Source organism: Sorangium sp. So ce176, from assembly GCF_051519835.1.
In the GTDB taxonomy this organism is placed as follows: domain Bacteria; phylum Myxococcota_A; class Polyangia; order Polyangiales; family Polyangiaceae; genus Sorangium; species Sorangium cellulosum_G.
Genome location: NZ_CP150371.1, coordinates 11,465,928 through 11,485,700 on the forward strand (window position 1 = coordinate 11,465,928; position 19,773 = coordinate 11,485,700).

General features: G+C 73.4%; 18 protein-coding genes. 13 read left to right on the forward strand and 5 right to left on the reverse strand.

Annotation, left to right across the window (positions count from 1 at the left end):
• Positions 1-37: 37 nt before the first annotated feature.
• The 3 genes from WMF42_RS43295 (at position 38) to WMF42_RS43305 (ending at position 2,835) form a co-directional block, all read left to right on the forward strand.
• Positions 38-1,021, forward strand: coding sequence for an alpha/beta fold hydrolase (locus tag WMF42_RS43295; RefSeq protein ID WP_081427065.1), 984 nt, complete (start codon positions 38-40; stop codon positions 1,019-1,021).
• Positions 1,018-2,172 carry a hypothetical protein gene (locus WMF42_RS43300; protein ID WP_437689081.1) on the forward strand — a complete coding sequence of 385 codons (1,155 nt, stop codon included), beginning with the start codon at positions 1,018-1,020 and terminating at the stop codon, positions 2,170-2,172. Before WMF42_RS43295 ends, WMF42_RS43300 begins: the two co-directional genes overlap by 4 nt.
• 117 nt (positions 2,173-2,289) lie before the next feature.
• Positions 2,290-2,835, forward strand: coding sequence for a YbjN domain-containing protein (locus WMF42_RS43305; RefSeq protein ID WP_233561565.1), 546 nt, complete (start codon positions 2,290-2,292; stop codon positions 2,833-2,835).
• A 99-nt stretch (positions 2,836-2,934) separates the two neighbouring features.
• Here the strand turns inward: WMF42_RS43305 and WMF42_RS43310 are convergent, their stop codons facing one another.
• Positions 2,935-4,239 carry a formylglycine-generating enzyme family protein gene (locus tag WMF42_RS43310; protein ID WP_437689083.1) on the reverse strand — a complete coding sequence of 435 codons (1,305 nt, stop codon included), beginning with the start codon at positions 4,237-4,239 and terminating at the stop codon, positions 2,935-2,937.
• Between the two features lie 92 nt (positions 4,240-4,331).
• Here WMF42_RS43310 and WMF42_RS43315 point away from each other — a divergent pair, with 92 nt between their 5' ends.
• The 4 genes from WMF42_RS43315 to WMF42_RS43330 all read left to right on the forward strand — a co-directional run bounded on the left by WMF42_RS43315 (position 4,332) and on the right by WMF42_RS43330 (position 6,786).
• A complete protein-coding gene (locus tag WMF42_RS43315; protein ID WP_233561567.1) occupies positions 4,332-4,601 on the forward strand; it encodes a hypothetical protein in 270 nt (89 codons plus the stop codon).
• A 10-nt stretch (positions 4,602-4,611) separates the two neighbouring features.
• The gene (locus WMF42_RS43320; protein ID WP_233561570.1) at positions 4,612-5,574 is read left to right on the forward strand and encodes a prepilin peptidase; all 963 of its coding nucleotides are present in this window, start codon (positions 4,612-4,614) and stop codon (positions 5,572-5,574) included.
• Entirely contained in the window at positions 5,556-5,924 is a 369-nt protein-coding gene (locus WMF42_RS43325) for a hypothetical protein (protein WP_233561568.1), read from the forward strand. Before WMF42_RS43320 ends, WMF42_RS43325 begins: the two co-directional genes overlap by 19 nt.
• Positions 5,925-6,090: 166 nt before the next feature.
• Positions 6,091-6,786 (forward strand): hypothetical protein, encoded by a 696-nt coding sequence (locus WMF42_RS43330; RefSeq protein ID WP_434044481.1) that lies wholly within the window; start codon positions 6,091-6,093, stop codon positions 6,784-6,786.
• 102 nt (positions 6,787-6,888) lie between these two features.
• Here the strand turns inward: WMF42_RS43330 and WMF42_RS43335 are convergent, their stop codons facing one another.
• Positions 6,889-8,895: a serine/threonine protein kinase gene (locus tag WMF42_RS43335; RefSeq protein WP_437689085.1), complete on the reverse strand. Its 2,007-nt coding sequence runs from the start codon at positions 8,893-8,895 to the stop codon at positions 6,889-6,891.
• A gap of 386 nt (positions 8,896-9,281) precedes the next feature.
• On the opposite strand from WMF42_RS43335, the gene WMF42_RS43340 reads away from it, so the two are divergent.
• The 4 genes from WMF42_RS43340 to WMF42_RS43355 all read left to right on the forward strand — a co-directional run bounded on the left by WMF42_RS43340 (position 9,282) and on the right by WMF42_RS43355 (position 12,577).
• Positions 9,282-11,060 carry an AMP-dependent synthetase/ligase gene (locus tag WMF42_RS43340; protein WP_437689086.1) on the forward strand — a complete coding sequence of 593 codons (1,779 nt, stop codon included), beginning with the start codon at positions 9,282-9,284 and terminating at the stop codon, positions 11,058-11,060.
• A gap of 2 nt (positions 11,061-11,062) precedes the next feature.
• Positions 11,063-11,776, forward strand: a complete 714-nt coding sequence (locus WMF42_RS43345) for an HAD family hydrolase (protein ID WP_437689088.1) — start codon at positions 11,063-11,065, stop codon at positions 11,774-11,776.
• A gap of 269 nt (positions 11,777-12,045) precedes the next feature.
• Positions 12,046-12,255, forward strand: coding sequence for a hypothetical protein (locus WMF42_RS43350; protein ID WP_061608766.1), 210 nt, complete (start codon positions 12,046-12,048; stop codon positions 12,253-12,255).
• A gap of 10 nt (positions 12,256-12,265) precedes the next feature.
• Positions 12,266-12,577, forward strand: coding sequence for a hypothetical protein (locus WMF42_RS43355; RefSeq protein ID WP_061608767.1), 312 nt, complete (start codon positions 12,266-12,268; stop codon positions 12,575-12,577).
• A gap of 237 nt (positions 12,578-12,814) precedes the next feature.
• Here the strand turns inward: WMF42_RS43355 and WMF42_RS43360 are convergent, their stop codons facing one another.
• The 3 genes from WMF42_RS43360 to WMF42_RS43370 form a co-directional block, all read right to left on the reverse strand.
• Positions 12,815-13,228 carry a hypothetical protein gene (locus WMF42_RS43360; RefSeq protein WP_437689090.1) on the reverse strand — a complete coding sequence of 138 codons (414 nt, stop codon included), beginning with the start codon at positions 13,226-13,228 and terminating at the stop codon, positions 12,815-12,817.
• Between the two features lie 293 nt (positions 13,229-13,521).
• The gene (locus tag WMF42_RS43365) at positions 13,522-13,887 is read right to left on the reverse strand and encodes a YtxH domain-containing protein (protein WP_437689092.1); all 366 of its coding nucleotides are present in this window, start codon (positions 13,885-13,887) and stop codon (positions 13,522-13,524) included.
• A gap of 172 nt (positions 13,888-14,059) precedes the next feature.
• On the reverse strand, positions 14,060-15,196 hold the full coding sequence (locus WMF42_RS43370) for a hypothetical protein (protein ID WP_437689093.1): 1,137 nt from the start codon (positions 15,194-15,196) through the stop codon (positions 14,060-14,062).
• A 493-nt stretch (positions 15,197-15,689) separates the two neighbouring features.
• Between WMF42_RS43370 and WMF42_RS43375 the strand changes: the two genes are divergently transcribed.
• The gene (locus tag WMF42_RS43375) at positions 15,690-17,771 is read left to right on the forward strand and encodes a zinc-ribbon domain-containing protein (RefSeq protein ID WP_437689094.1); all 2,082 of its coding nucleotides are present in this window, start codon (positions 15,690-15,692) and stop codon (positions 17,769-17,771) included.
• The gene (locus WMF42_RS43380) at positions 17,764-19,623 is read left to right on the forward strand and encodes a S49 family peptidase (RefSeq protein WP_437689096.1); all 1,860 of its coding nucleotides are present in this window, start codon (positions 17,764-17,766) and stop codon (positions 19,621-19,623) included. The genes WMF42_RS43375 and WMF42_RS43380 overlap by 8 nt, the downstream gene beginning before the upstream one ends.
• Positions 19,624-19,773: the final 150 nt, after the last annotated feature.

The following is a 19,773-nucleotide window of genomic DNA, read 5'->3' on the forward strand; positions in this document are numbered from 1 at the left end:
CCGCGAGCTTCGCGTAAGCCGCGTCGCTCGGGAATCGATGGGTCGAGAGCTCTTCGCCGCCGGGAAGGACGGTACGCGGATCTACGTCCGCTACCGGGAAGGTCCCGGCGGCATCGGAAGCTTGGCCAGCGGGGTCGGGGGGGGCTCGGATCGCCTCACCGCGGTGCTTTGTGACGGCATCGCGTGTGACGGCTTCATCTGGAAGTACCTGTGGGACGACCTGGCGCGTTCGGTCAACGTCGCCCACTGGCATTATCGAGGGCACGGGCGGAGCAGTCTGCCTGTCGATCCGCGGGCGATCGAGCTGCGCGACCACGCGAGCGATCTCGCCGCGGTGCGCGCGGCGATCGGCGGCGGCCCTGTGGTGCTCTTCGGGCACTCGATGGGGTGCCAGGTCATCCTGGAGCACCTGCGGACCCACCGCGAGGCGGTCCGCGGGCTCGTGCTGATCTGCGGCTCGTCCGGCAGGATCACGCACCACTTCAAGGGCACCGACGTGCTCGCGCAGCTCTTGCCGCGCGTGATCGAGCAGGTCGACGCGTACCCGCACATCGCGCGCGCGATCTGGAGCCGCGTGCCCGCGCCGATGGCGCTGCGGATCGCGCTGCTCGCGCGCGAGGTCGACGCGAGCGCTGTCACCCCGGCGGATCTGCTGCCGTACATGCGGCACATGGTCGACATCGATTTCTCGATGTTCCTCCACATGCTGCGCAGCGCGGGCGAGCACTCGACGCTCGATCTGCTCCCCCAGATCGACGTTCCCGCGCTGGTGATCGCCGGCGATCGCGACACGTTCACCCCGCCCCGGCTCGCCGAGGAGATGGCGGCGGCGCTGCCTCGCGGAGAGCTGATGATGGTGAGCGGCGGGACGCACGTCGTCCCGCTGGAGCGCAAGAAGATGGTCATCGAGCGCGTGGAGCAGTTCCTGATCGAGCGCGTCCTCGGCGGGATCTCGGGCGGGGCGAGCGCGGCCGAAGGGCCGCCGCCGGACGATCCGCGCGGGCCCTCGAAGGACCCATGAGCCGGCGCGCGCGAGCCGAGCGCGCGCCCGGACCAGCGCGCGGATCGCCGCGGCGCCTCGGCGGCGCGGCGGCGCGGGGCCTGCTCGTCGCCGCGGCGCTGCTCGCGGCCTCGTGCGCGCGACGCCCGCCCGAGCGGAGCGGCGCGCCCGACGGCGCGATCGCGCCGCCGGCCGACGCCGATGTCGCGCCCGCGAGAGCCTCGCCCCCGGCGCGATCGTCGGGTGAGCCGCCGGCGCCTCCCGCGACGGTCGCCCCCGCCGCCGGGGACGCGCGCACCGCGCGCGATCTCCAGCGCTCGCCGCTGCGCGCGCTGCGGGTCACGGGCAAGCCCACGGACGGCCGCTTCGAGGCGACGCTGGCGCTCGGCGCGGCGGAGGGCGGCGCGGCCGCGCGCGAGGTCAAGGTGAAGCTCGCGCCGGCGCTGAAGAAGAACCCGCTCGCGTTCCGTCGTCCGGTCGCGTTCTACCGCCTCGCGAGGGCGCTCGGCGCACACGTCGTGCCCGCGGCTGCGGCGCGCCGGATCGGCATCGGCGAGCTCGCGTCGCTCATTGGCCGGGATCCGGCCGCTCGCAAGCTGCTGCGTCGCTTCGCTGTCATGAACGACGGGACGGTCGACGCGCTGGTCCTCGCGCCTGCTCCCGGTCCACCGGGCCCGCGCTGGGCCGCGCCTCGCCGCCGGTCGATACGCTTCGACGACGCGCCCGAGCTCGACGTGTGGGCGCGCTGGGCGCGCTCGCCGTCGCCTGCGCGCGGCGAGCGCGCCCCGATCCTCCGCGATTACCTGGAGGTGCTCGCGCTCGACTACCTGGCCGGCAACGGGCTCCGGAAGGAGATCGTCATCGACGTCGGCGCCGGGGCGCTGAGCCTGGAGGCCAACGCGAGCGCCTTCCCGCTGCACGTGAGGGCGCGCGAGCTCGATCGGCAGCTCGAGCGCCTGGTCGAAGCCGCGCGGTTCCCCCGCGCGCTCCGCGACGCGCTCGCGCGCTTCGGCCCCGAGGAAGCCGCCGCGGCGCTGCGCCCCGGCGGCATCGAGGAGGAGCTCGTGCCGCCGCGCGCCCTCGTCGAGCTCGAGGAGCGCAGGCAGGCGTTGCTCAGCCTCATCGAGACGAAGATCGCCGACCGGGGAGAGGACGCCGTCCTCAGCCTGTAGCGCCGCGCCCTGCCGCCGCGGCGCGAACTGCCGCGCCGGCGCGGTGAAATCCGCGGCGCGCGAGCCAGGGCCCCTCGGAGCTCCGCCCGCTCCGTACCTGCGTGTGTCGGCTCCAGCGTGGTCGGACGTCGCTCGCCCGGCGCTCACCGGCACCTGGCTTCTCCCGCGCGCCGCATCTTGATCTCCGGCGGCCGCAGGGCGATCACGCGGGCCGTGATCGACGTGACGATCCTGCAGCGCTGGACGGACGACATCGGCTACAGCGCGGAGCTGGAGAAGCCGTCGACCCTGCGCATCCGCCCGCGCGAGGAGGGGCTCGTCGAGCTCCCGCCGTTCTACGTCCAGTGCACCGAGAACTGGATCGTGCTCTCGATGTTCGGCGTGCTCGATCGGATCGAGCCGCAGGGCGGCGCCGAGGGCGACGCCCCCCTGGCTCCCCTGGTCGAGGACACCGGCCAGGTTGTCGGTCTGCTCCGCCACCTGCTCGAGGCGAACCGGGACATGCGCATCGCGAAATTCGCGCTCGACGAGCGAAACGAGATCCTGCTGTGCGCCGAGCTGCCGACCGAGTCGCTGGATCGCTCCGAGTTCGTCGACGCTGTCGAGCGGATCATCGAGTACGCCGCGACGTACAGGCGCGCGCTGTTCGGCCCCGCCGCCTGAGCGACCCGGGACAGCCGCTGCTCGGCCGCGGGCGCGCTCCTGCGCCGCAGCGCGCTCGCCTCCACGCCGTCGGGCGCCCACGCCCGCGTCGCCGCGCGCTCACTTCTGCGTGATCACGACGCGGTTGTCGTCGCGGTACGTGACGTTGCCCGCCTCGCCGCGGCAGTCCCAGCAGGTCGCCCACGAGAGCCGCCGCCGCACGTAGCCGTTGAAGCCGAGCGCGATGGGCCCCCGATCGCCCTTCAGCAGCAGCGACGACGCGATCCGGTAGCGCTCCCCGGGGAGCCTCAGGAACGCGACGATGAACGCGTCCTCGTCGGACTTCCCCGTCACCACGAGCACCTCTTCGCCCGGGACCGGGTTCCAGAGCAGCGGCGCCGTGGTGAGCGTCGTGTTCGGGGGCGGGCCTCCGTCGGACTGGACCGCCGGGGTCCCGCCCGGCGAGAGCCGCGTTCGGCCGCGGCCGAGGACGAGGTTCACGTCGTCGGGCTCCTTGAAGAACGAGATCTCCCCGCCGAGATCGCGCAGCTGCGGCACCGACGCGAGCAGCTCCGCGACCTGCTGCGGCCCGATCTCCGCGCGCCGGAACGTCTGCTGCCACTGCGGCGACGGGATCGACGCCGCGTTCGGCGCGCCGTGGCAGCACCGGAAGCCGATGTCGTCGCCCGACGCGCCCGGATCGACCGCCGCGCGGTGCGCGCACCGGTGATCCACGCCGCTCGCGCTCGCCGTGGCCCCTCGCACGGCGGCCGCCCTGGGCTGGAGGTTCTCGATCGGCGCGACGTCGCTCGCGGTCCACTCGCGCAGCGCGCCCCCCATGCCGACGACGCCGAACCCCGACGCGCACGACGCCGGCGCCTTCGCGCACGCCGGATCCCACGCCGCGCCGCCCGCGTAGGGCGTCCCCTCGGGGCCCTTGCACGCCCGCTCCCACTCCAGCTCGGTGCACAGCCTCCCGCCGGCCTGCTGGCAGAGCTCCGAGGCGCGCGACCGCGTCACGCCCGTGAGCGGGGGCTGCGCCGGATCGTTCGGGTACAGGGCGCGGTCGATGGTGAAGCCGCCCAGCTCGACCTCGAGCAGCGCCGGCTCGAGCGCCGGATCGCGCCCCTTGTCCCCGGGCGTGCTGCCCGCGACGAGCTTCCCGGCCGGGATCTCGATGCGCGCCGGCCCCGCCGCCGCCGCGCCGGCCCGCGGCGTCGTGCTGGCAGCGGGCGACTCGTTCTCGGCCGCCTCGAGCACCTTGCCCGTCGGGGCGAGCGCCACCGGGGCGCCTCCGTCCGCGCGCCTCTCCCCGGCCTCCTGCTGCTGCTGCTGCTGCTCTGCGCGGCCGCACCCGGCCCCTCCGGCGACGCCGGCGGCGAGCATCAGGCTCAGGACAAAGGCAGGCGTCCTCGTCGGCACCATTCCTCGACTGTTCCTCGAACGTCCTCGAAAGCGCTCCGCCTTATGTCGCAGGAGCCCTCGCCCGTCAAAGTGCCCGCGCTATGCTGGCCGCCATGGCGCAGGGCGTGAGCGGCGCACCGGATCCGATGGCCTCGCAGATGGCGCAGCTCCTCGCCGGCAGCGATCTCGACGAGCTGCGCGAGATCGTGAAGCGGTGGGTCGCCGAGGCGCCGACCGAGGGCGCACGCCGCCACTACCAGGAGCTCGGCGGCCGCCTCGTCGACCTCAAGGCCGCGCTCTCCGAGAACCCCGTGCAGCCCACCGCCGCGGAGCTCGAGCAGGCGCTCACGATGATGCTCAAGCTCGCCGCCTCCAGGACATGATCCGCCGGTGATGCTCGCCGACTTCCCCCCGTGGTTCCTCCGCGCCTTCGCGATCTGCCTCGGCCTGCTCTGGGGGAGCTTCCTCAACGTCGTCATCCACCGCGTCCCGCGCGAGCTCAGCGTCGTCCGCCCGGGCTCGCGCTGCCCGGCGTGCGGCACGCCGATCCGCGCCTTCGACAACATCCCGGTCCTCAGCTACCTGCTGCTGCGCGGCCGCGCCCGCTGCTGCAGGGCCCCCGTGTCGCCGCGGTACCCGCTCGTGGAGGCGGCGGGCGGCGTCCTGTCGCTCGCGATCGTCGAGGTCATCATCCTCCGGCTCCCCGAGACGACGCCGATCCTCCGGGCGCTCGCGATCTACACCGCCGACCTCGCGCTCGCGCTCGGGCTGCTCGCGGCGACGTTCATCGATCTCGAGCACATGTACATCCCCGACGGGATCACGATCGGCGGCGCGGTGCTCGGCGTCGCCACCGCGTCGCTGCGCTCGATGGGCTTCGCCGACGCGCTCCTCGGCGCGGCGGTCGGCTTCGCCGTCGTCTGGCTCCCCTTCGTCGTGCTCTACCCGCGGATCCGCGGCGGCCGCGTCGGCATGGGCCTCGGCGACGCGAAGCTCCTCATGCTGGCGGGCGCCTGGTTCGGCTGGGGCGGCGCGCTCTTCGTGCTCGGCGCCGGCGCCGTCCAGGGCTCGCTCGTGGCGATCGCCATGCTGCTCCTGCGCGGGAGCATCGAGGAGCCCGAGGCGGTGCGCCTCGAGCGGGAGCAGATCCGCGCCGAGCTCGCGGGGATGTCCCCCGAGGAGCGCGCCGCCGCCGAGGAGGAGCTCGCGCGAGATCCGCTCGCGGAGGAGCCTGGCGAGGGGTTCGGCCAGGCCCGCATCGCGTTCGGCCCGTTCCTCGCGCTCGCGACGCTGGAGTACCTGCTCGTCGGGCGCGACGTCCTCGAGGCGTATTTCACATGGATCGACGCTGGATGAACGCCCTGCTCCGCCGCGCGCCCGGGCTCCCGCTCGCGCTCCTCCTCGCCGGCTGCGGCAGCTCGCTCCCGGTGCCCCCGACCGGCCCCCACCTGCCGAGCGAGCCCGCGGTGGTGGTGCCTTACCCGCCGCCCCCGGCGCGGGTCGAGATCATCTCGCCGCCCGAGAAGCCGGGCCTCGTCTGGATCGACGGCGAGTGGCAGTGGCGGAGCCGCCGCTGGGCGTGGCAGCCGGGCCGCTGGGAGCCCGTGCCGCCGGGCGCGTATTTCGCTCCCAACGCCACCGTGCGCCGCGCAGACGGATCCCTTGTGTGGTTCGCCGGGGTCTGGCACGTGCCCGGCAAGAAGTGATCGACACCGCGGCCGCGCGATGGAAATTCACGCTGCCGAGGCGCTCGACGCTCGCGCCCGCCGCCGCCTGACCGGCGCCGGCGGGCCAGCTCGGCGCGTCGTCCCCGCGCGATGTTCTGCATGATTCCCCGCACGGTCCCCTGCACGGATCGATGAGCCCTGCCCCATGATGCTTGCCTGGTCGTTCGCTGCGCGCACACCCGACGAAATCGCCCGACTCCTCCGCGCCCTCGGCAAGCACCGGTACGTGCGCGAGGTCGATCATCGGATCCACTGGTCCGTCGATCACGCCCTCGCCGAGCTGCCGGAGTTCGCGCCGCACGCCGCGGCGTTCGAGGCGCGTCTCAGGAAGGAGCGCGGGCTCGAGCTCGGCTCGCGCGACCCCTCGCTGTGGCGCGAGGCGAGGACCGAGGAGGTGATCGCCGTCCTCTCGGCCTTCTGGACGCCGGACGAGGCGGCGGCGCGCTACCGGAGCCGCCTGCTCGAGGCGCTCGCGCGCACGGGCCTCCCCGAGGCCGCTCATGCGCCCTTCGCGTCCCCGCCGAACGAGCCGCCGCACCCGGAGCTCGTGCTGCTCGACTGGGAGCTGTACCCGGTGGACGAGCTCGACGCGGACCGGCACGCTGGCGCGCTGGCCGCCATGGAAGAGGCCGAGGAGGAGGTGAACGCGTCGGCGCCGATCTACAACGAGGGCCCCGCGCTCGCGGCGCCGGAGCTCTGCGAGGGAGCGCCGAACGGGCTGCTCGCGGACGACTTCCTCGTGTGGTCGGACGGGCCGTACAGCTACTCCGACTACGTGTTCCGCGGCGTCGCGAAGGCGGCGAAGCTCGTCGATCCGCCCACCGGGTACCGGGACCTGTAGCCGCCGCGGGGCGGCGCCGGGTCTGGGACGGGGACCAGAAAAATCAAGATATTTCGCCATGTTACAGCGATGGTCCGCCCGGGGAGCGAGCCGCTGACGCCGTCAGTACGGATCGGGCTTCGGCGGCGGGGCGGTCAGATCGATCTCGGCGGGGGGCGTGGTGCCCTGAGAGGTCGCCGTGGCCGTGGTCCTGGGGGAGGGGGCCGGCCCTCGCTGCGCCAGGTAGAGCGTCACCTCGAGATCGAGGTCCTTGTCGAACACGAGCATTCGCCGCTGCGTGACGTGTCCCGGAGCGGAGAACTCGATCCGGTGCGCCGCGCCGTCCTTGACGAGCTTGGCCTCGAACGGGTTCGAGGGGAGCTCCACCCCGTCGAGGAAGATCCTCGCGCTGGCGGGGCGCGCCCTGATCGACGCGTGGAGGTGCGCGGTGTCCACCTCCGCGACCGGAGCGCTGCTCCCGGCCGCTGGGGGGGAGGGCGCGGCGCTCGGCGAGGACGGCGCCTGCGCGGGCGGCGCGCTCTCGGCCGGCGCCGCTGTCGTGACGAGGCGCTGCCGGACCGGCTCGCGCAGCTTTGCGTAGAGCGTGCCCGCGCCGATCAGCGCGATGACCGCCCCGGCCGCGAGGAGCGGCAGCCGGGAGCGCCGCTGCGCCGGCCCGGGCTGAGCGGCGGCGATCCGCTCCGTGCGCACGACGGCGTGGAGCGTCCCCTGCGGAGGGCTCGAGCGCTGCACACGACGGGCAGGCTCCGAGGGCGAAGAGCCCGTGGCCGCCGCGTCGTCCGGGGGAGGAGGATACGAGTCGTTCGACCCGCGCACGGGCAGCGCCGGCAGCTTCGATGCGTGGCCGGGCTCCGCGCCCCCCGCCGCGTCCGGCCCCTGCTCCTGCAGCCGCCTGAGCTGCCGATCGATGATCGTCCGGATCTCGGCCCCCTCGCTGGCGAACAGCTCGCGCACGAGCCCGCCGACCTGCTCGGCCGTCACCTGCCCCCGGAGGCGCTCCGCGTAGCGATCGAGCTCCGCCCGGAGCTCGGCGGCCGTCGGATAGCGCTGGTCGCGCGCGTGGGCGAGCGCCCGGCTGCAGATGTGCGCGAGCTCGGTGGGCACCTCGGGGCGCGCGGAGCGCACGTCCGGGATGTCCCCCATCAGGCGCGTGATGATCTGCGGGTCCGACAGCCCGCGCCAGAGGCGGCGGCCGGCGACCATCTCCCAGAGGATGATGCCGACAGAGAAGATGTCCGCGCGCCGATCGATCTCGGAGGAGCGCGAGAACGCCTGCTCCGGCGCCATGTAGGCGACCTTGCCCTTCAGCGTCCCCGCCTGCGTCTCGACGACGCGGTGCGCGGCGAGCGCGATCCCGAAGTCGACGATCTTCACCTGACCGTCGTACGTGATGAAGATGTTGTGGGGGCTGACGTCGCGGTGGACGACGTTGAGCGGGGTCCCGTCGTAGTCGGCGAGCTCGTGGGCGTAGTGGAGGCCGGCCAGCACCTCGCCGAGGATCCAGAGCAGCACGGCGAGCGGGATCGCGCGCTCCTGCTCGCGCGCGCGGGAGATCACCCGGCTCAGCGGCTGCCCGTCGAGGTACTCCATGGCGATGAAGTACTCGCCGTCCGCGAGGCCGACCTCGTTGGTCTGCACCACGTTGCGGTGGTTCAGCCGCGCGGCGAGGCGGGCCTCGTCGAGCAGCATGTCCCGGAACTCGGGCTCGTCGGCGATGTTGGGCCGGAGGCGCTTGATGACCTGCAGCTTGCTGAAGCCCGCCGGCCCCACCGCGACCGCCAGGTGCACGTCCGCCATGCCGCCGCGCCCGAGCGTCGCGATGAACCGGTACTTGCCCAGGCTCCGCGAGCGCCGGTCGGCAGGGGAGGGGGACGGGTCCGGCGGCGCGTCCCGGCCGGCGGCCGTCGGTGCGTCGCGCTCCGGGCGCCGCATCGGGACCGTCGGCGGGGGCTCGGCGGACCCGGGCATCTGGAGCTGGTTGGACCGCAGGGTCAGGCCCTCGATCGACGCCTGCACATGATCCGGCGGGCCAGAGGCGGCGAGCTCGTCGCTGCGGGCGGAGTCCACCGCCCAGTCAGCGTCCGGGGCCGTCCTCTTCTGCTCGCTCACCGCCGAATGGTCCTGATCCAACGACGTGCAGTCAAGCGGACGGCAGCGCAGGAAATCGCCTGCACGGCCGCGGGCGGACGGCGATCGCGCGTCCACGACGCCGAGCCGACGTCCAGCCGGCAACCGCAGCAATAACAACGACTTGTTCGATCGGTGTCCGCGCGCGCGCCCGGGCTCGCCACCCGCGGATCGCGCGCCATCCGCTGTGCGTGGGGGCGAGGCGTGCTGGACAGCCGCGCGCAGCGGAGCCGTTCCGCCCTCCGCAAGGGGACGCGATTCCTGCTAGTGTGAGGGAAATCACGATCCGCGCGGCTCCTGGTCCTCGGAGGAGGATGTGGGAGGTTCGCCTATGCTTTCGCGCCGTTTGCTCTTGAACGAGGTAGCCGATGCCCTGTGACTCGATTCCGCGGCGCCTGCTGGGCCAGGCGAAGGTGCGGCCCGAGGCGCCAGCCCACTACGTCAAGGAGGGCGGCTTCTGGAGGATGACCAGCTTCCGGGAGTACGCGAGCGAGGTGCGGCGCGCCGCCGGGTCGCTCATCGCGCTCGGCGTCGAGCCCGGCGCGACGGTGAGCCTGCTCGGCTTCAACCGGCCCGAGTGGGTGGTGCTCCACGTGGCCTGCATGGCGGTCGGGGGCGCCCCCGCGGGCGTCTACACGACGTGCTCGCCCGAGGAGGTGCGCCACATCGTTCACCACGCGGCGTCGAAGATGGTGCTGGTCGAGAACAGGCGCCAGCTCGAAAAGGTCCTGAGCCAGTGGGACCGCCTGCCGCAGCTCGAGTGGGCGGTGCTGATGCGGGGCGCGGAGCCCGGGGGCGATCCGCGGGTCCTGTCGTGGGACGAGTTCCTCGCGCGGGGCAGCCGCGTCTCGGACGAGCAGATCGAGCAGCGGCTCGACGCGCTCGAGCCGCGGGGGCTCGCGACGCTGATCTACACCTCCGGGACCGTGGGGCCGCCGAAGGGCGTGATGCTGAGCCACGAGAACCTCACGAGCGTGGCCGACGTGTCGGCGCGCATCATCCCGCTCTCGCCCTGGGACGTCACCCTGTCCTACCTGCCGCTCTCGCACATCGCCGAGCAGATGTTCACGATCCACCTGCCGGCCTCGGTCGGCATGGCCGTGTACTTCGCCGAGTCGATGGACGCGCTCGCGGACAACCTCAAGGAGGCGCGGCCGACCGCGTTCTTCGGGGTCCCGCGCGTCTGGGAGAAGATGATGGCCGGCGTCGGCGCGAAGCTCTCCGCCGCGAAGGGCCTGCAGAAGATCACGCTGGAGCAGGCGAGGCGCGTCGCGCTCCAGCACGCGCAGCTCCGCGCCCGGGGCGAGCCGCCGGGGCCGCTGCTCGCGGCGCAGCACCGCCTCTTCGACAAGCTGGTCTACGCGAAGGTGAAGGCCGCCCTGGGGCTCGACCGGGCGCACGTGTGCAGCACCGGCGCGGCCCCCATCGCGAAGGAGGTCCTCGAGTTCTTCGCGTCGATCGATGTCCTGATCACCGAGGTCTACGGTCAGTCCGAGGTGACCGGCCCGACGAGCTACAACGTGCAGGGCAGGACGAAGCTCGGCTCCGTGGGTCCGGTCGTGCCGGGCGTGGACGTGAGGATCGCCGACGACGGCGAGATCCTCGTGAAGGGGCCGAACGTGTTCCTCGGCTACTACAAGGATCCGGAGGCGACAGCGCAGGCCCTGGTCGACGGCTGGCTCCGCTCCGGGGATCTGGGCAGCTTCGACGAGGAGGGGTTCCTCCATATCACCGGGCGGAAGAAGGAGATCCTCATCACCGCCGGCGGAAAGAACGTCTCGCCCAGGAACATCGAGGAGGCGCTGAAGCGCCACGACCTCATCGCCGAGGCGGTTGTGATCGGCGATGGGCGGAGGTTCCTCTCGGCCCTTGTGGTGCTCGACCCCGACGCCGCGAAGCGCGTCGCGGCCGAGCGCGGGCTGAGCGGCGATCTCTCGCACGAAGCGGCCGCGATCCGGGAGAGCGTGCAGCGGGCCGTCGACGAGGTGAACGGCCAGCTCGGGCAGGTGGAGACGATCAAGAAGTTCACGATCCTGCCGCGCGGCTTCACCATCGAGGACGGCGAGCTGACGCCGACGCTCAAGATCAAGCGGCGCAACGTGAACCAGAACTTTGCGCGCGAGATCGAGGCGATGTACGTCGAGTGACCATGCGCGACGCGCCTGCTACAGCCGTCTCCTTCGACTTCGGCCAGACCCTGGTGGAGCTCGACACCGGGCTGCTCTCCGCCCGCCTCGCGGAGCGGGGCATCACCGCGCCCCGCGAGCAGCTCGACGGCGCCGTCGACGCGGGCTGGCGCGCGTACAACGAGGCGATCCAGCGCGGGTTCGGCGGGCACCCGTGGAAGATCATGATGCGCCGCCTCCTCGAGGTGGGCGGCGTCCCGGCCGGCGCGCTCGACGCGGCCGTCGACTGGCTCTGGACGGAGCAGCCGCGGAAGAACCTCTGGCGCCGGCCGATCGCGGGGATGATCGACGTCGTGGCCGAGCTCACGCAGGCAGGCGTGCCGGTCGCTGTGCTGTCGAACTCGGAGGGCCGGCTCGACGAGCTGGTGGACGAGCTCGGCTGGTCCGCGCGCTTCGTGGCGGTCGCGGACTCGGGGCGGCTCGGGTTCGAGAAGCCGGGGAGGGAGATCTTCGCGTGGACGGCCGAGCGCCTCGGCGCGCCGCTCGCCGCGGTGGTCCACGTCGGCGACTCCCTTGCCGCCGATGTCGAGGGCGCGCTCGCGGCGGGCATGCGGGCCGTCTGGTTCAAAGGCGACCCCCACAGGGCCGCGCAGATGCCCCGCGCCGAGCGCGTCGCCGTGTGCGACGACGCGGGCTCGCTGCGCCGCGCGCTCAGAGCGTTCGGCGTGCGCTTCTAGCCTGGCGGCGCGCGCGTCGCCGGCCGTCGTGCCGCGGGCCGGCCGCGCGAGGCTCACCGCGGGCGACGCTCCCTCGCGCTCCGCTGTCTGCGCGCGCGCGCCGTCGGTGAGCACGAACGTCCCGGGAGGCGCCCGGACCCGCGCGCGCCGCGCGCTCTTCTCTCCTGGATCTCCTCGCCTGCTGCCCCGTCCGGGGGCGTCGGCCTCTGGATCGTGCAGCCGATGCACGTGTTTCGGGTGGTTCGGGCATTGCTGGAGAGCGGCTCACGATGGTCGTCAACGATGCAAGGATCGAAGAAGAGCCCGGGCGCGCAGGGCAGCAAGCGGACGTCTCCGCCGTCGTCCCTCGTGTCTTCAACGAGGTCCGTCGCGCCGACGAGAGGCTCGTGTCGCTCGTGCAAGAGCGCCCCGTGGCCACGCTGTGCGCGGTGGCCGCGGTGGGATACCTGATCGGACGGGTCGTCACGCGGCTGGGTTGAGGAGGTCACCATGACGGATGGCGAGGTCAATGCGACACAGGAGCGCGACGGACAGGAGAAGGCGAACGAGGCGCTCGGCCGGCTCGATGCGACGGAGGTCACCCGGGCGGTGTCGGCGTTCGCGCGGGAGAACCCGCACGTGGCGCTCGCGGCGGCGGCCGGGCTCGGGTTCCTGCTCGGCGGCGGCCTGACGCCGCGGGTGCTCAGCAGGCTCGGGTCGTTCGCGACCCGGAGCTACGTCAAGAGCACCCTGGCCCAGGCGGTCGGGGCCCTCCTCGACGAGCAGGCGCGAGCCCAGAGCCAGCTCGGATCGTCCCCCTGACACCAGGCGCCCGCCCGGGCGCTGGCGGCGCGACCTGCGCCGCACCTCGCTGGGCGCGCTCCGCCCGGCTCACCCCCTCTTCCGACCGAGCCCCGACAAGGACATGCCGCTCGACGGCGCGATGCCTCGACGGCGCGGCGTCGCGCACGCTGGATGCGCTCACGCCGGACGCGCCATCGCGCGCGGCGCCGGCCGGGACGGCGCTCGTCTCCTGGCGCCGGCCGCGTCGCGCGTCCTTCAGGCCCTGCGGCTGTACGTCTTGCGGATGCGGCGTCCGCCGCTCTCGCTCAGCACCTCTTCGACGCTGCGGGACACGTCGGGCAGGCAGCGGACGGAGAGCAGCGCGCCGCCGCCCATGCTGCTGGCGTCATCGAGGCAGCGCGCCTCGTACTCGGGCACGCGAGCGCCGAGCACGGCGCCGAGCAGGGTGCCGGCCGCGCCGGCCGCGCCCGCTCCGGCGAGGCACGCGACGATGGGGCCCGCCAGGAACGCATCGAGCCTGGGGATGATCAGCGCGCCTCCGGCCATGATCGCGGCGAGCGTGCCCCCGACGAGCCCTCCGATCACGGCGCCCAGGGCGGCCCCTTCGGACGCCTTGCTGTGAATCGTGAGCTCGATCTCGGCCAGACGGGGGTGCTGCTTGGGCACCATGCTGATGTCCTCGGCCGCGACGCCCAGGGCGAGGAGGCGGCCAAGGGCGCCAGCGGCTTCCGTGCGACCCGGGAAGAATGCAGTGAGCGTCCGGTAATACATCATCGACGAGGGCCCCTGTGACGCGCTTCGCGAGGTGTCTCGCTCAATCCATCCGCGCTCGGAAAAGCATCGCTTGTGCCGCTCTGGCTGCGCAGATGTCGCTCGGCCGCCGGAACGTGCCCGGGAAATGATGGAAGGCGCCGCACCGCGCTGGGACGGTGCGGCGCCTTCACGCCCGCTCTGGAGCTCGCTCAGCGGATGCCGACATCGTCGGCGAACGAGCGCTCCCCGACGGTCGAACCGGTGCGCTCCTGGATCTGCTCCTGAGCCCGCTGCGCGGCCTCGAGGGTGCGGTCCTTGGCCCGCTCCGCGACCCTTTCCGCGTCGGTGCGCATCCGACCCGCGCGCTCGCGGAGACGGCCTGCGCTGTCGCGCAGCCGGCGGCGAGCCTCGTCGCCCGACGTCGGCGCGACCAGGACGCCGAAGGCGACGCCGAGGCCGAGCCCGACCGCGACGGGAACGATCCAGTCGAGTGAGCTCCTTCTCCTGTAGGGGAAAATGTCGGCCATGTAATTGACGAGATCGGTTGCCTTCATTGTGGCTCCGTCGGTGCCCATCGCGCGCGGGGCGCGAGCATCGCGCGTCCGTCGGCGTGGATTCACGTGGCTGGAACAGGGACCGGCGGGACGTGAGGCAGCGCGCATGCCAAGGGCATATTGCGCACGGAGGGAGCAGGGCCAGAAGCGCGCTGCCCGGGGGCTCGATCGCAGCGGTGGAGGCGCCGCGACGCTAGCGGCAGAAGCCGTCGATGCAGACCCGGCCCTCGCTGCAGGGCGTCTCGGGATCGCACTCGCCGCCGAGGTTCTCGCTCGATCCGCACACCTGGTGCACGCCGGAGAACGTCGTCACGGTCCTGCACTCGCTGAGCGAGGGCGACTGGCTGTCGCAGGCGTTCGGGTTCGGCTGCTCGCACGAGATGTAGCAGCTGTGATGGAGGCAGATCGAGCCCGGCGCGCAGAGGTCCTGCACCCCGTCCTCGCCGCACACGAAGTTGCTCGACTGCTCCGGGATGCAGCCGTTCTCGACCCAGGCGTAGCCCTCGGGGCACTCGCCGCCGTCGCTCCTCGGGACACAGGCGCCGTCGACGCAGACGGCGGAGGGGCCGCCGCAGTCGTCGGTGATGACGCAGGGCTGCGCAGGCTGGGAGCAGACGCCGAGGTCCGCGTCGCAACGGTAGCTGCTGGGGCAGTCTGCGTCGTCGCTGCAGGCCGGCGTGCATTTGCCCTCGACGCACCTGTCGTCGACCGGACACTGGGTCTGGTCGAAGCACTGGTCCTGAGGCGCGGTGCAGGTGCCGCTCACGCAGAGGTAGTCCGCGCCGAGGCCGGCGCAGTCTTCGTCGGCGCCGCACGCGGCCGGCGTCGCCGGCACGCAGGTCGCGTCGGCCCCGTCGCCCTCGCAGACATACCCGTGGACGCACCCGAGCGGGTCGCCGCTCGGAAGGACGTCATCGCAGCTCCCGGGCTGACACGTGCCGTCCGGGGCGCAGGTCTCGCCCTGGGCGCAGTCGTCCGGGTTACCGCAGTACACCGTACCGCTGCCGCCTCCCCCGCTGCCGCCGGCGCCGCCGCTGCCGCCTTCCCCGGAGGAGCCGCTCGCCACGCAGGAGGCGGTGAGGTCGTCGGCGACGACGCACTCGAAGCCGCGGCTACACCCCCACGTGGTGCAGTCGCCGACGTGGCAGGCGTTGTCCTCGCCACAGGTCTCGTTGATCCCGCAGTCGGCCGGCACCTCGCAGCCGTCCGAGATGCTGGGCCCGCAGTCCTCCGCATCACAGAAGTGGCTGTCGGCATCATCGTAGATGGGGCAACCCGCGAGGAGGGGCGCCAGCACGCTCGCGAGACCCAGCAGAGTAAGTCGCTTCATTCACCGTCTCCCGAAGGCATTCGGCCGTCCGGCGTCGAGGGGCGGCGCCCTCGCGCGTGACGGTCGCGACCGAACGAGCGTAGCAAGCGACATGCCCCACACAAGCTCGGCCAGGCGTCGCGCATCCGGGCGCTGCGCGCGGCCGCCGTGAAGCTGCGTTCACGTCGGCATGTGGCCCGCGCGCGCGAGTGTACGCGGCCATGCCCTTGGAGAACCGCTTCGCCAGCGTGGATCCACTTCGCTGGCAGCGGGGTAGGCTCGCGGGCGACCGGGGGGAGGCTCGCGGGCGACCGGGGGGAGGCTCGCGAGCGACAGGGGGAGGATGGCGCGGTGCGACGGCGATGGTGCGGCGCGGCGCGAGGCCGTGGGGCACGCAGGGGAACCCGTGCTACCGTTGCGCCGAGTTCCGGGCGGCCACCTCCGAACGAGGATACCCGGCAGGCTGACGCCTGGGGGCCAGCCGTTCGCGAGGACACGGGGACCGGTCGAGCAGATGGATGTCACCTGCGAGCGTTGCAGCACCGAATACGAGTTCGACGACGCGCTCGTTTCGGAGCGCGGAACGACGGTCAAGTGCACGAACTGCGGCTTCCAGTTCAAGGTGCGCCGCACCGACGGCGCCCTCCCCGAGAAGTGGGTGGTGCGCACCCTCGGCGGCCGGGAGCTCGAGTTCAAGATGCTCCGGGAGCTCCAGGCAGCGATCTCCCAGGGCCACATCACCCGCGATGACGTGATCTCGCGCGGCAACGCCAGGCCGCGGCGGCTCGGGTCGATCGCGGAGCTGGAGCCGTTCTTCAAGGGCCCGGGCAGCATGGTCATGGTCGGGACCGCGCTCGGCATCGGAGGGCCCTCGCCGCTGTCGGGCCGCGCGAGGTCGCTCACGCCCCAGGGGCTCGGAGGTCCAGCGCCGGCGCAGACCGAGGGCTCGGTCGCGATCCCGCTCCCGCGGGCGGAGGGCTCCCCCGAGTCCATCCACGACGCCGAGACGATCGTGCGGGAGGTGCGGGAGGTGCGGGAGATCCAGGCGGGCAGGGAGCGGCCATCGCCGCGCCGCGCGACGCCGCCCGCCACCTACGATGAGGCCGGCGCCCCCGCTCGCGCGATGCTCGGGCCGAACGCGCTGCCCGGGGTCGTGGTACCGCCGGAAGAGGCGCCGCCGCTGCCGGACGGGCACCCTGCGCGGCGGCCGGAGCCGCGGACGCTGCGCGGCGCCGGGGTCGCCGAGGCGCGCCAGGGCAGCAGCCTGAGGCCCGTGGACGCGGGCAGCGATCCCCAGGGGCGGGCCGCTGGGCTCGCCCCGCTGCGGATCCCGAACAGCGCCCCGCCGCCGCGCGCCGAGCCCGCGCCCGCATCTGCGGGCGAGGGCCAGGGAGACGACGCCCCGCCGGCGAGGCGCGGCGGGGAGCGCGCGGCGCGGCGAGCGGGCTCGCCGATCGAGAGCGCGCCGGCGGAGCCCGAGGTGCGCCCCTCGTACGACGACGACACGGACGGGGACACGCGGATCTCCATACTGCCCACGCGGAGGACCGGGATCGCCCGGTGGGTCGTCGGTCTCATCGTCGTCGGCCTCGTGGCGGTGAGCGCCGCGACCCTCGGGCCGAAGTACCTGAAGCCCGCGGTTCAGGCGCCGCCCGTGACGCGCGACGATCGCGTGCCGACCCTGCTCGCAGACGGCGAGCGGAGCCTGACGGAGGGGGACCTCGAGACGGCGAGGGACAAGCTCGTCAAGGCGAGCGCGCTCGCCGAGGACGACCCGCGCGTCGCCGCGGCGCTGGCCCGGCTCGAGACAGTGAACGCGGACATGCGGTGGCTCCGGCTGCAGCTCCTCGCCCCGGAGGATCCGGATCTGGACACGATGCGGCACGAGCTCCAGGTCGCGGCCGATCGCGCCCGCAAGGCCGTCGATCACGCGCGCCGCGTCGCGCCGGAGGACGCGGGGGTGAGGCGCGCGGCGATCGATCTGCTCCGCATGCAAGGGGACCTCGCCTCGGCGCGGCGCCTCGTCGGCACGATCTCGGCCGAGAGCGCGCAGCCGGAGAACTCCCTGACACTGGCCGGGCTCGATCTCGCGGAGGCTTACCCGAGCTGGGCCGCGGTGGTCGAGCGGCTCCGGGCGGCGGCGAGCAGCGAGCAGAGCCCCGGGCGGGCGCGGGCGCTGCTCGTCTATGCGCTCGCGCGGTCCGGCGATCTCGCGGAGGCGCGCACCGAGAACGATCGCCTGCTCGCCACGAGCCGGCCGCACCCGCTCGCGCACCCGCTCCGGGCCTTCATCGATCGCCTCGAGAAGGCGCAAAGCAAGCCGGACGGCGGCCCCGAGCCGGCCTCGAGCGCGCGCGGCGAGGGCCCTCGGGCGGGCGCTCCCGACCCGAGCCCCTCGGCGGCGCCGGCCGCGCCCGGGCGCATCCGCCGCGGGCCGGCGCCGGACGACGGCCGGGTGCCCGATGACTACGTTGCCCCAGGTGGCACCATCGATACGAGCGACCTCCCCGGCGTGCACCCGCCGCCGACCGCCTCGCCGGGCGCGACCGCGCCCGAGATCGATACCTCCGATCTGCCCGGGATAAAGCATGAGTAAGCACCGAGCTCGACGAGGAGGGTGGGCCGGCGTCGGCGCCCTCGCGGTGGCAGCGTCGATGGCAGGCTGCACCGGGAGAGAGCGGGCCGCGTCGCTGCCGGCGCCCGCCGCCGGGCCGCTCGATGAGCCGGCGGTCATCGAGATCGATCTCTCGCGCGGGCTCCCCGAGAGCGCGGCGGCGTCGCTCTTCGGCCCGCCGAGCAGCAGGACGCACGCGCAGCTCGTGCGGTCGTTGCGGTCGCTCTCCGAGGCGGAGAGCGCGAAGGGCTTCCTCGTGCGGCTCGGGACCTCGCGCATCGCTTTCGCGCGGGCCCACGAGATCGGCCGGATCCTCGGCGACGTCCGCAAGGCGGGGCGGCCCGTCGTGTGCCACGCGGACGAGTACAACAACGCGTCGATGCTGCTGGCGGCCGTTGCGTGCAGCAAGCTCTGGCTCAGCCCGGCCGGTCAGGTCGATACGGTGGGGATCGCGGCGCAGCTCGTGTTCGCGAAGGGGCTCCTCGACAAGCTCAACGTGGACGTCGACTTCCTTCAGGTGGGCAAGTTCAAGGGAGCGAGCGAGCCGTTCACGCGGGAGGGGGCGAGCCCCGAGGCGCGCCAGTCGCTCGAGGCCGCGCTGGGCGGGCTCCGTGAGGCGTGGCTGTCGGCCATCGTGGAGGGGCGCGGCAAGCAGGAGCTCCGCGAGGCCGTCGAGGACGGCCCGTTCGCTCCGGAGGCGGCGAAGGCCAGGGGGCTCGTGGACGAGCTCGGCGACGTCGAGGCCGCGCTCGAGGATGCGAAGAAGCTCGCCGGCACCGAGCGCTCCGTGCCGCGCTTCGGCGGCGTCGAGCGCGATCCGAGCCTCTCGAGGAGCCTCGTGGACGTGTTCCGCTCGGTCGCCGGGGCGAGCTCGCTGGGGACGCCGCACGTGACGGTGGTCCCGGCGATCGGCGGCATCAGCATGACCGCCAGCGGGGTGCCCCTCGGCTCCTCGGACGGGATCGGCGAGCGCGAGCTCGGGCGGGTGATCACGCGCCTGACCAAGGACACGAGCACGAAGGCGGTCGTGCTCCGGATCGACTCGCCCGGCGGGTCGGCGCTCGCCTCGGATCTGCTCTGGCAGAAGCTGATGCGGCTGCGGAAGGAGAAGCCGCTGATCGTCTCGATCGGCGGGATGGCGGCGAGCGGCGGCTACTATCTCGCCTGCGCCGGCACCAAGGTCGTCGCCGAGCCGACGAGCATCATCGGCTCGATCGGCGTCGTGGGCGGCAAGTTCGCCGTCGGGAAGGCGCTTGCGGACATCGGGATCAACGCGGAGACGGTCGCGGCCAACCCGGATCCCCAGCGCGCGGCGCGCGCCGCGTACATGTCGGCGCTCACGCCCTGGGACGAGCCGACCCGCGCCCGTGTGCTCGCCTCCATGGAAGCGGTTTACGACCTCTTCCTGAAGCGCATCACGGAGGGGAGGAATCTCCCGCTGGAGACGATCGCGCCCTCCGCCGAGGGGAGGATCTTCGGCGGCGCCGAGGCCCACGGGCGCTCGCTCGTCGATGAGCTCGGCGGGCTGGAGCGGGCGATCGCGCTCGCGCGCGAGCTGGCGGAGCTGCCCGAGGACGCGCCTGTCGAGGTCGAGCAGGACGATGGCGGGTTGCTCGAGCTCCTGGCCGCTGGCGACGAAACCGCCGAGGGCGACGCGCGGACGCCCGACCGCGCGGCGCTCAAGGAGCGCGCGCGGGGGGCGATGGCGGGCGCCCTCCTGCCCGAGTGGCTCGGCGTTGCGCCGGAGATCGGGACCTTCGCCGCCTCGATGGCGCCGCTTCTGGCCGGAGAGCGGGCGCTCACGGTGTTACCGTTCGCGGTGACGCTCCGGTAAGCGCGAGAATCGCACCGGAAGTTTGGCCTTGTACCTCGGTCGTTCTGGTAGGCTGAGCGGTATCAGCATACCCGAAGCGGGTCGCCGAAATGAGCTCTTCACCTCCGGATCGGGCAGCATCAGCGTCGGGCGTGCGGAGGGCGCCGCAGC

Coding starts and splice junctions, on each gene's coding strand:
- WMF42_RS43330 (WP_434044481.1), top strand. CDS start 6,091: ATGATGCTTGCCTGGTCGTTCGCTGCGCGCACACCCGACGAAATCGCC.
- WMF42_RS43295 (WP_081427065.1), top strand. CDS start 38: ATGGGTCGAGAGCTCTTCGCCGCCGGGAAGGACGGTACGCGGATCTAC.
- WMF42_RS43360 (WP_437689090.1), bottom strand. CDS start 13,228: ATGGTGCCCAAGCAGCACCCCCGTCTGGCCGAGATCGAGCTCACGATT.
- WMF42_RS43370 (WP_437689093.1), bottom strand. CDS start 15,196: ATGAAGCGACTTACTCTGCTGGGTCTCGCGAGCGTGCTGGCGCCCCTC.
- WMF42_RS43315 (WP_233561567.1), top strand. CDS start 4,332: ATGGCGCAGGGCGTGAGCGGCGCACCGGATCCGATGGCCTCGCAGATG.
- WMF42_RS43310 (WP_437689083.1), bottom strand. CDS start 4,239: ATGGTGCCGACGAGGACGCCTGCCTTTGTCCTGAGCCTGATGCTCGCC.
- WMF42_RS43365 (WP_437689092.1), bottom strand. CDS start 13,887: ATGGGCACCGACGGAGCCACAATGAAGGCAACCGATCTCGTCAATTAC.
- WMF42_RS43340 (WP_437689086.1), top strand. CDS start 9,282: ATGCCCTGTGACTCGATTCCGCGGCGCCTGCTGGGCCAGGCGAAGGTG.
- WMF42_RS43320 (WP_233561570.1), top strand. CDS start 4,612: ATGCTCGCCGACTTCCCCCCGTGGTTCCTCCGCGCCTTCGCGATCTGC.
- WMF42_RS43355 (WP_061608767.1), top strand. CDS start 12,266: ATGACGGATGGCGAGGTCAATGCGACACAGGAGCGCGACGGACAGGAG.
- WMF42_RS43325 (WP_233561568.1), top strand. CDS start 5,556: ATGGATCGACGCTGGATGAACGCCCTGCTCCGCCGCGCGCCCGGGCTC.
- WMF42_RS43350 (WP_061608766.1), top strand. CDS start 12,046: ATGGTCGTCAACGATGCAAGGATCGAAGAAGAGCCCGGGCGCGCAGGG.
- WMF42_RS43380 (WP_437689096.1), top strand. CDS start 17,764: ATGAGTAAGCACCGAGCTCGACGAGGAGGGTGGGCCGGCGTCGGCGCC.
- WMF42_RS43345 (WP_437689088.1), top strand. CDS start 11,063: ATGCGCGACGCGCCTGCTACAGCCGTCTCCTTCGACTTCGGCCAGACC.
- WMF42_RS43300 (WP_437689081.1), top strand. CDS start 1,018: ATGAGCCGGCGCGCGCGAGCCGAGCGCGCGCCCGGACCAGCGCGCGGA.
- WMF42_RS43375 (WP_437689094.1), top strand. CDS start 15,690: ATGGATGTCACCTGCGAGCGTTGCAGCACCGAATACGAGTTCGACGAC.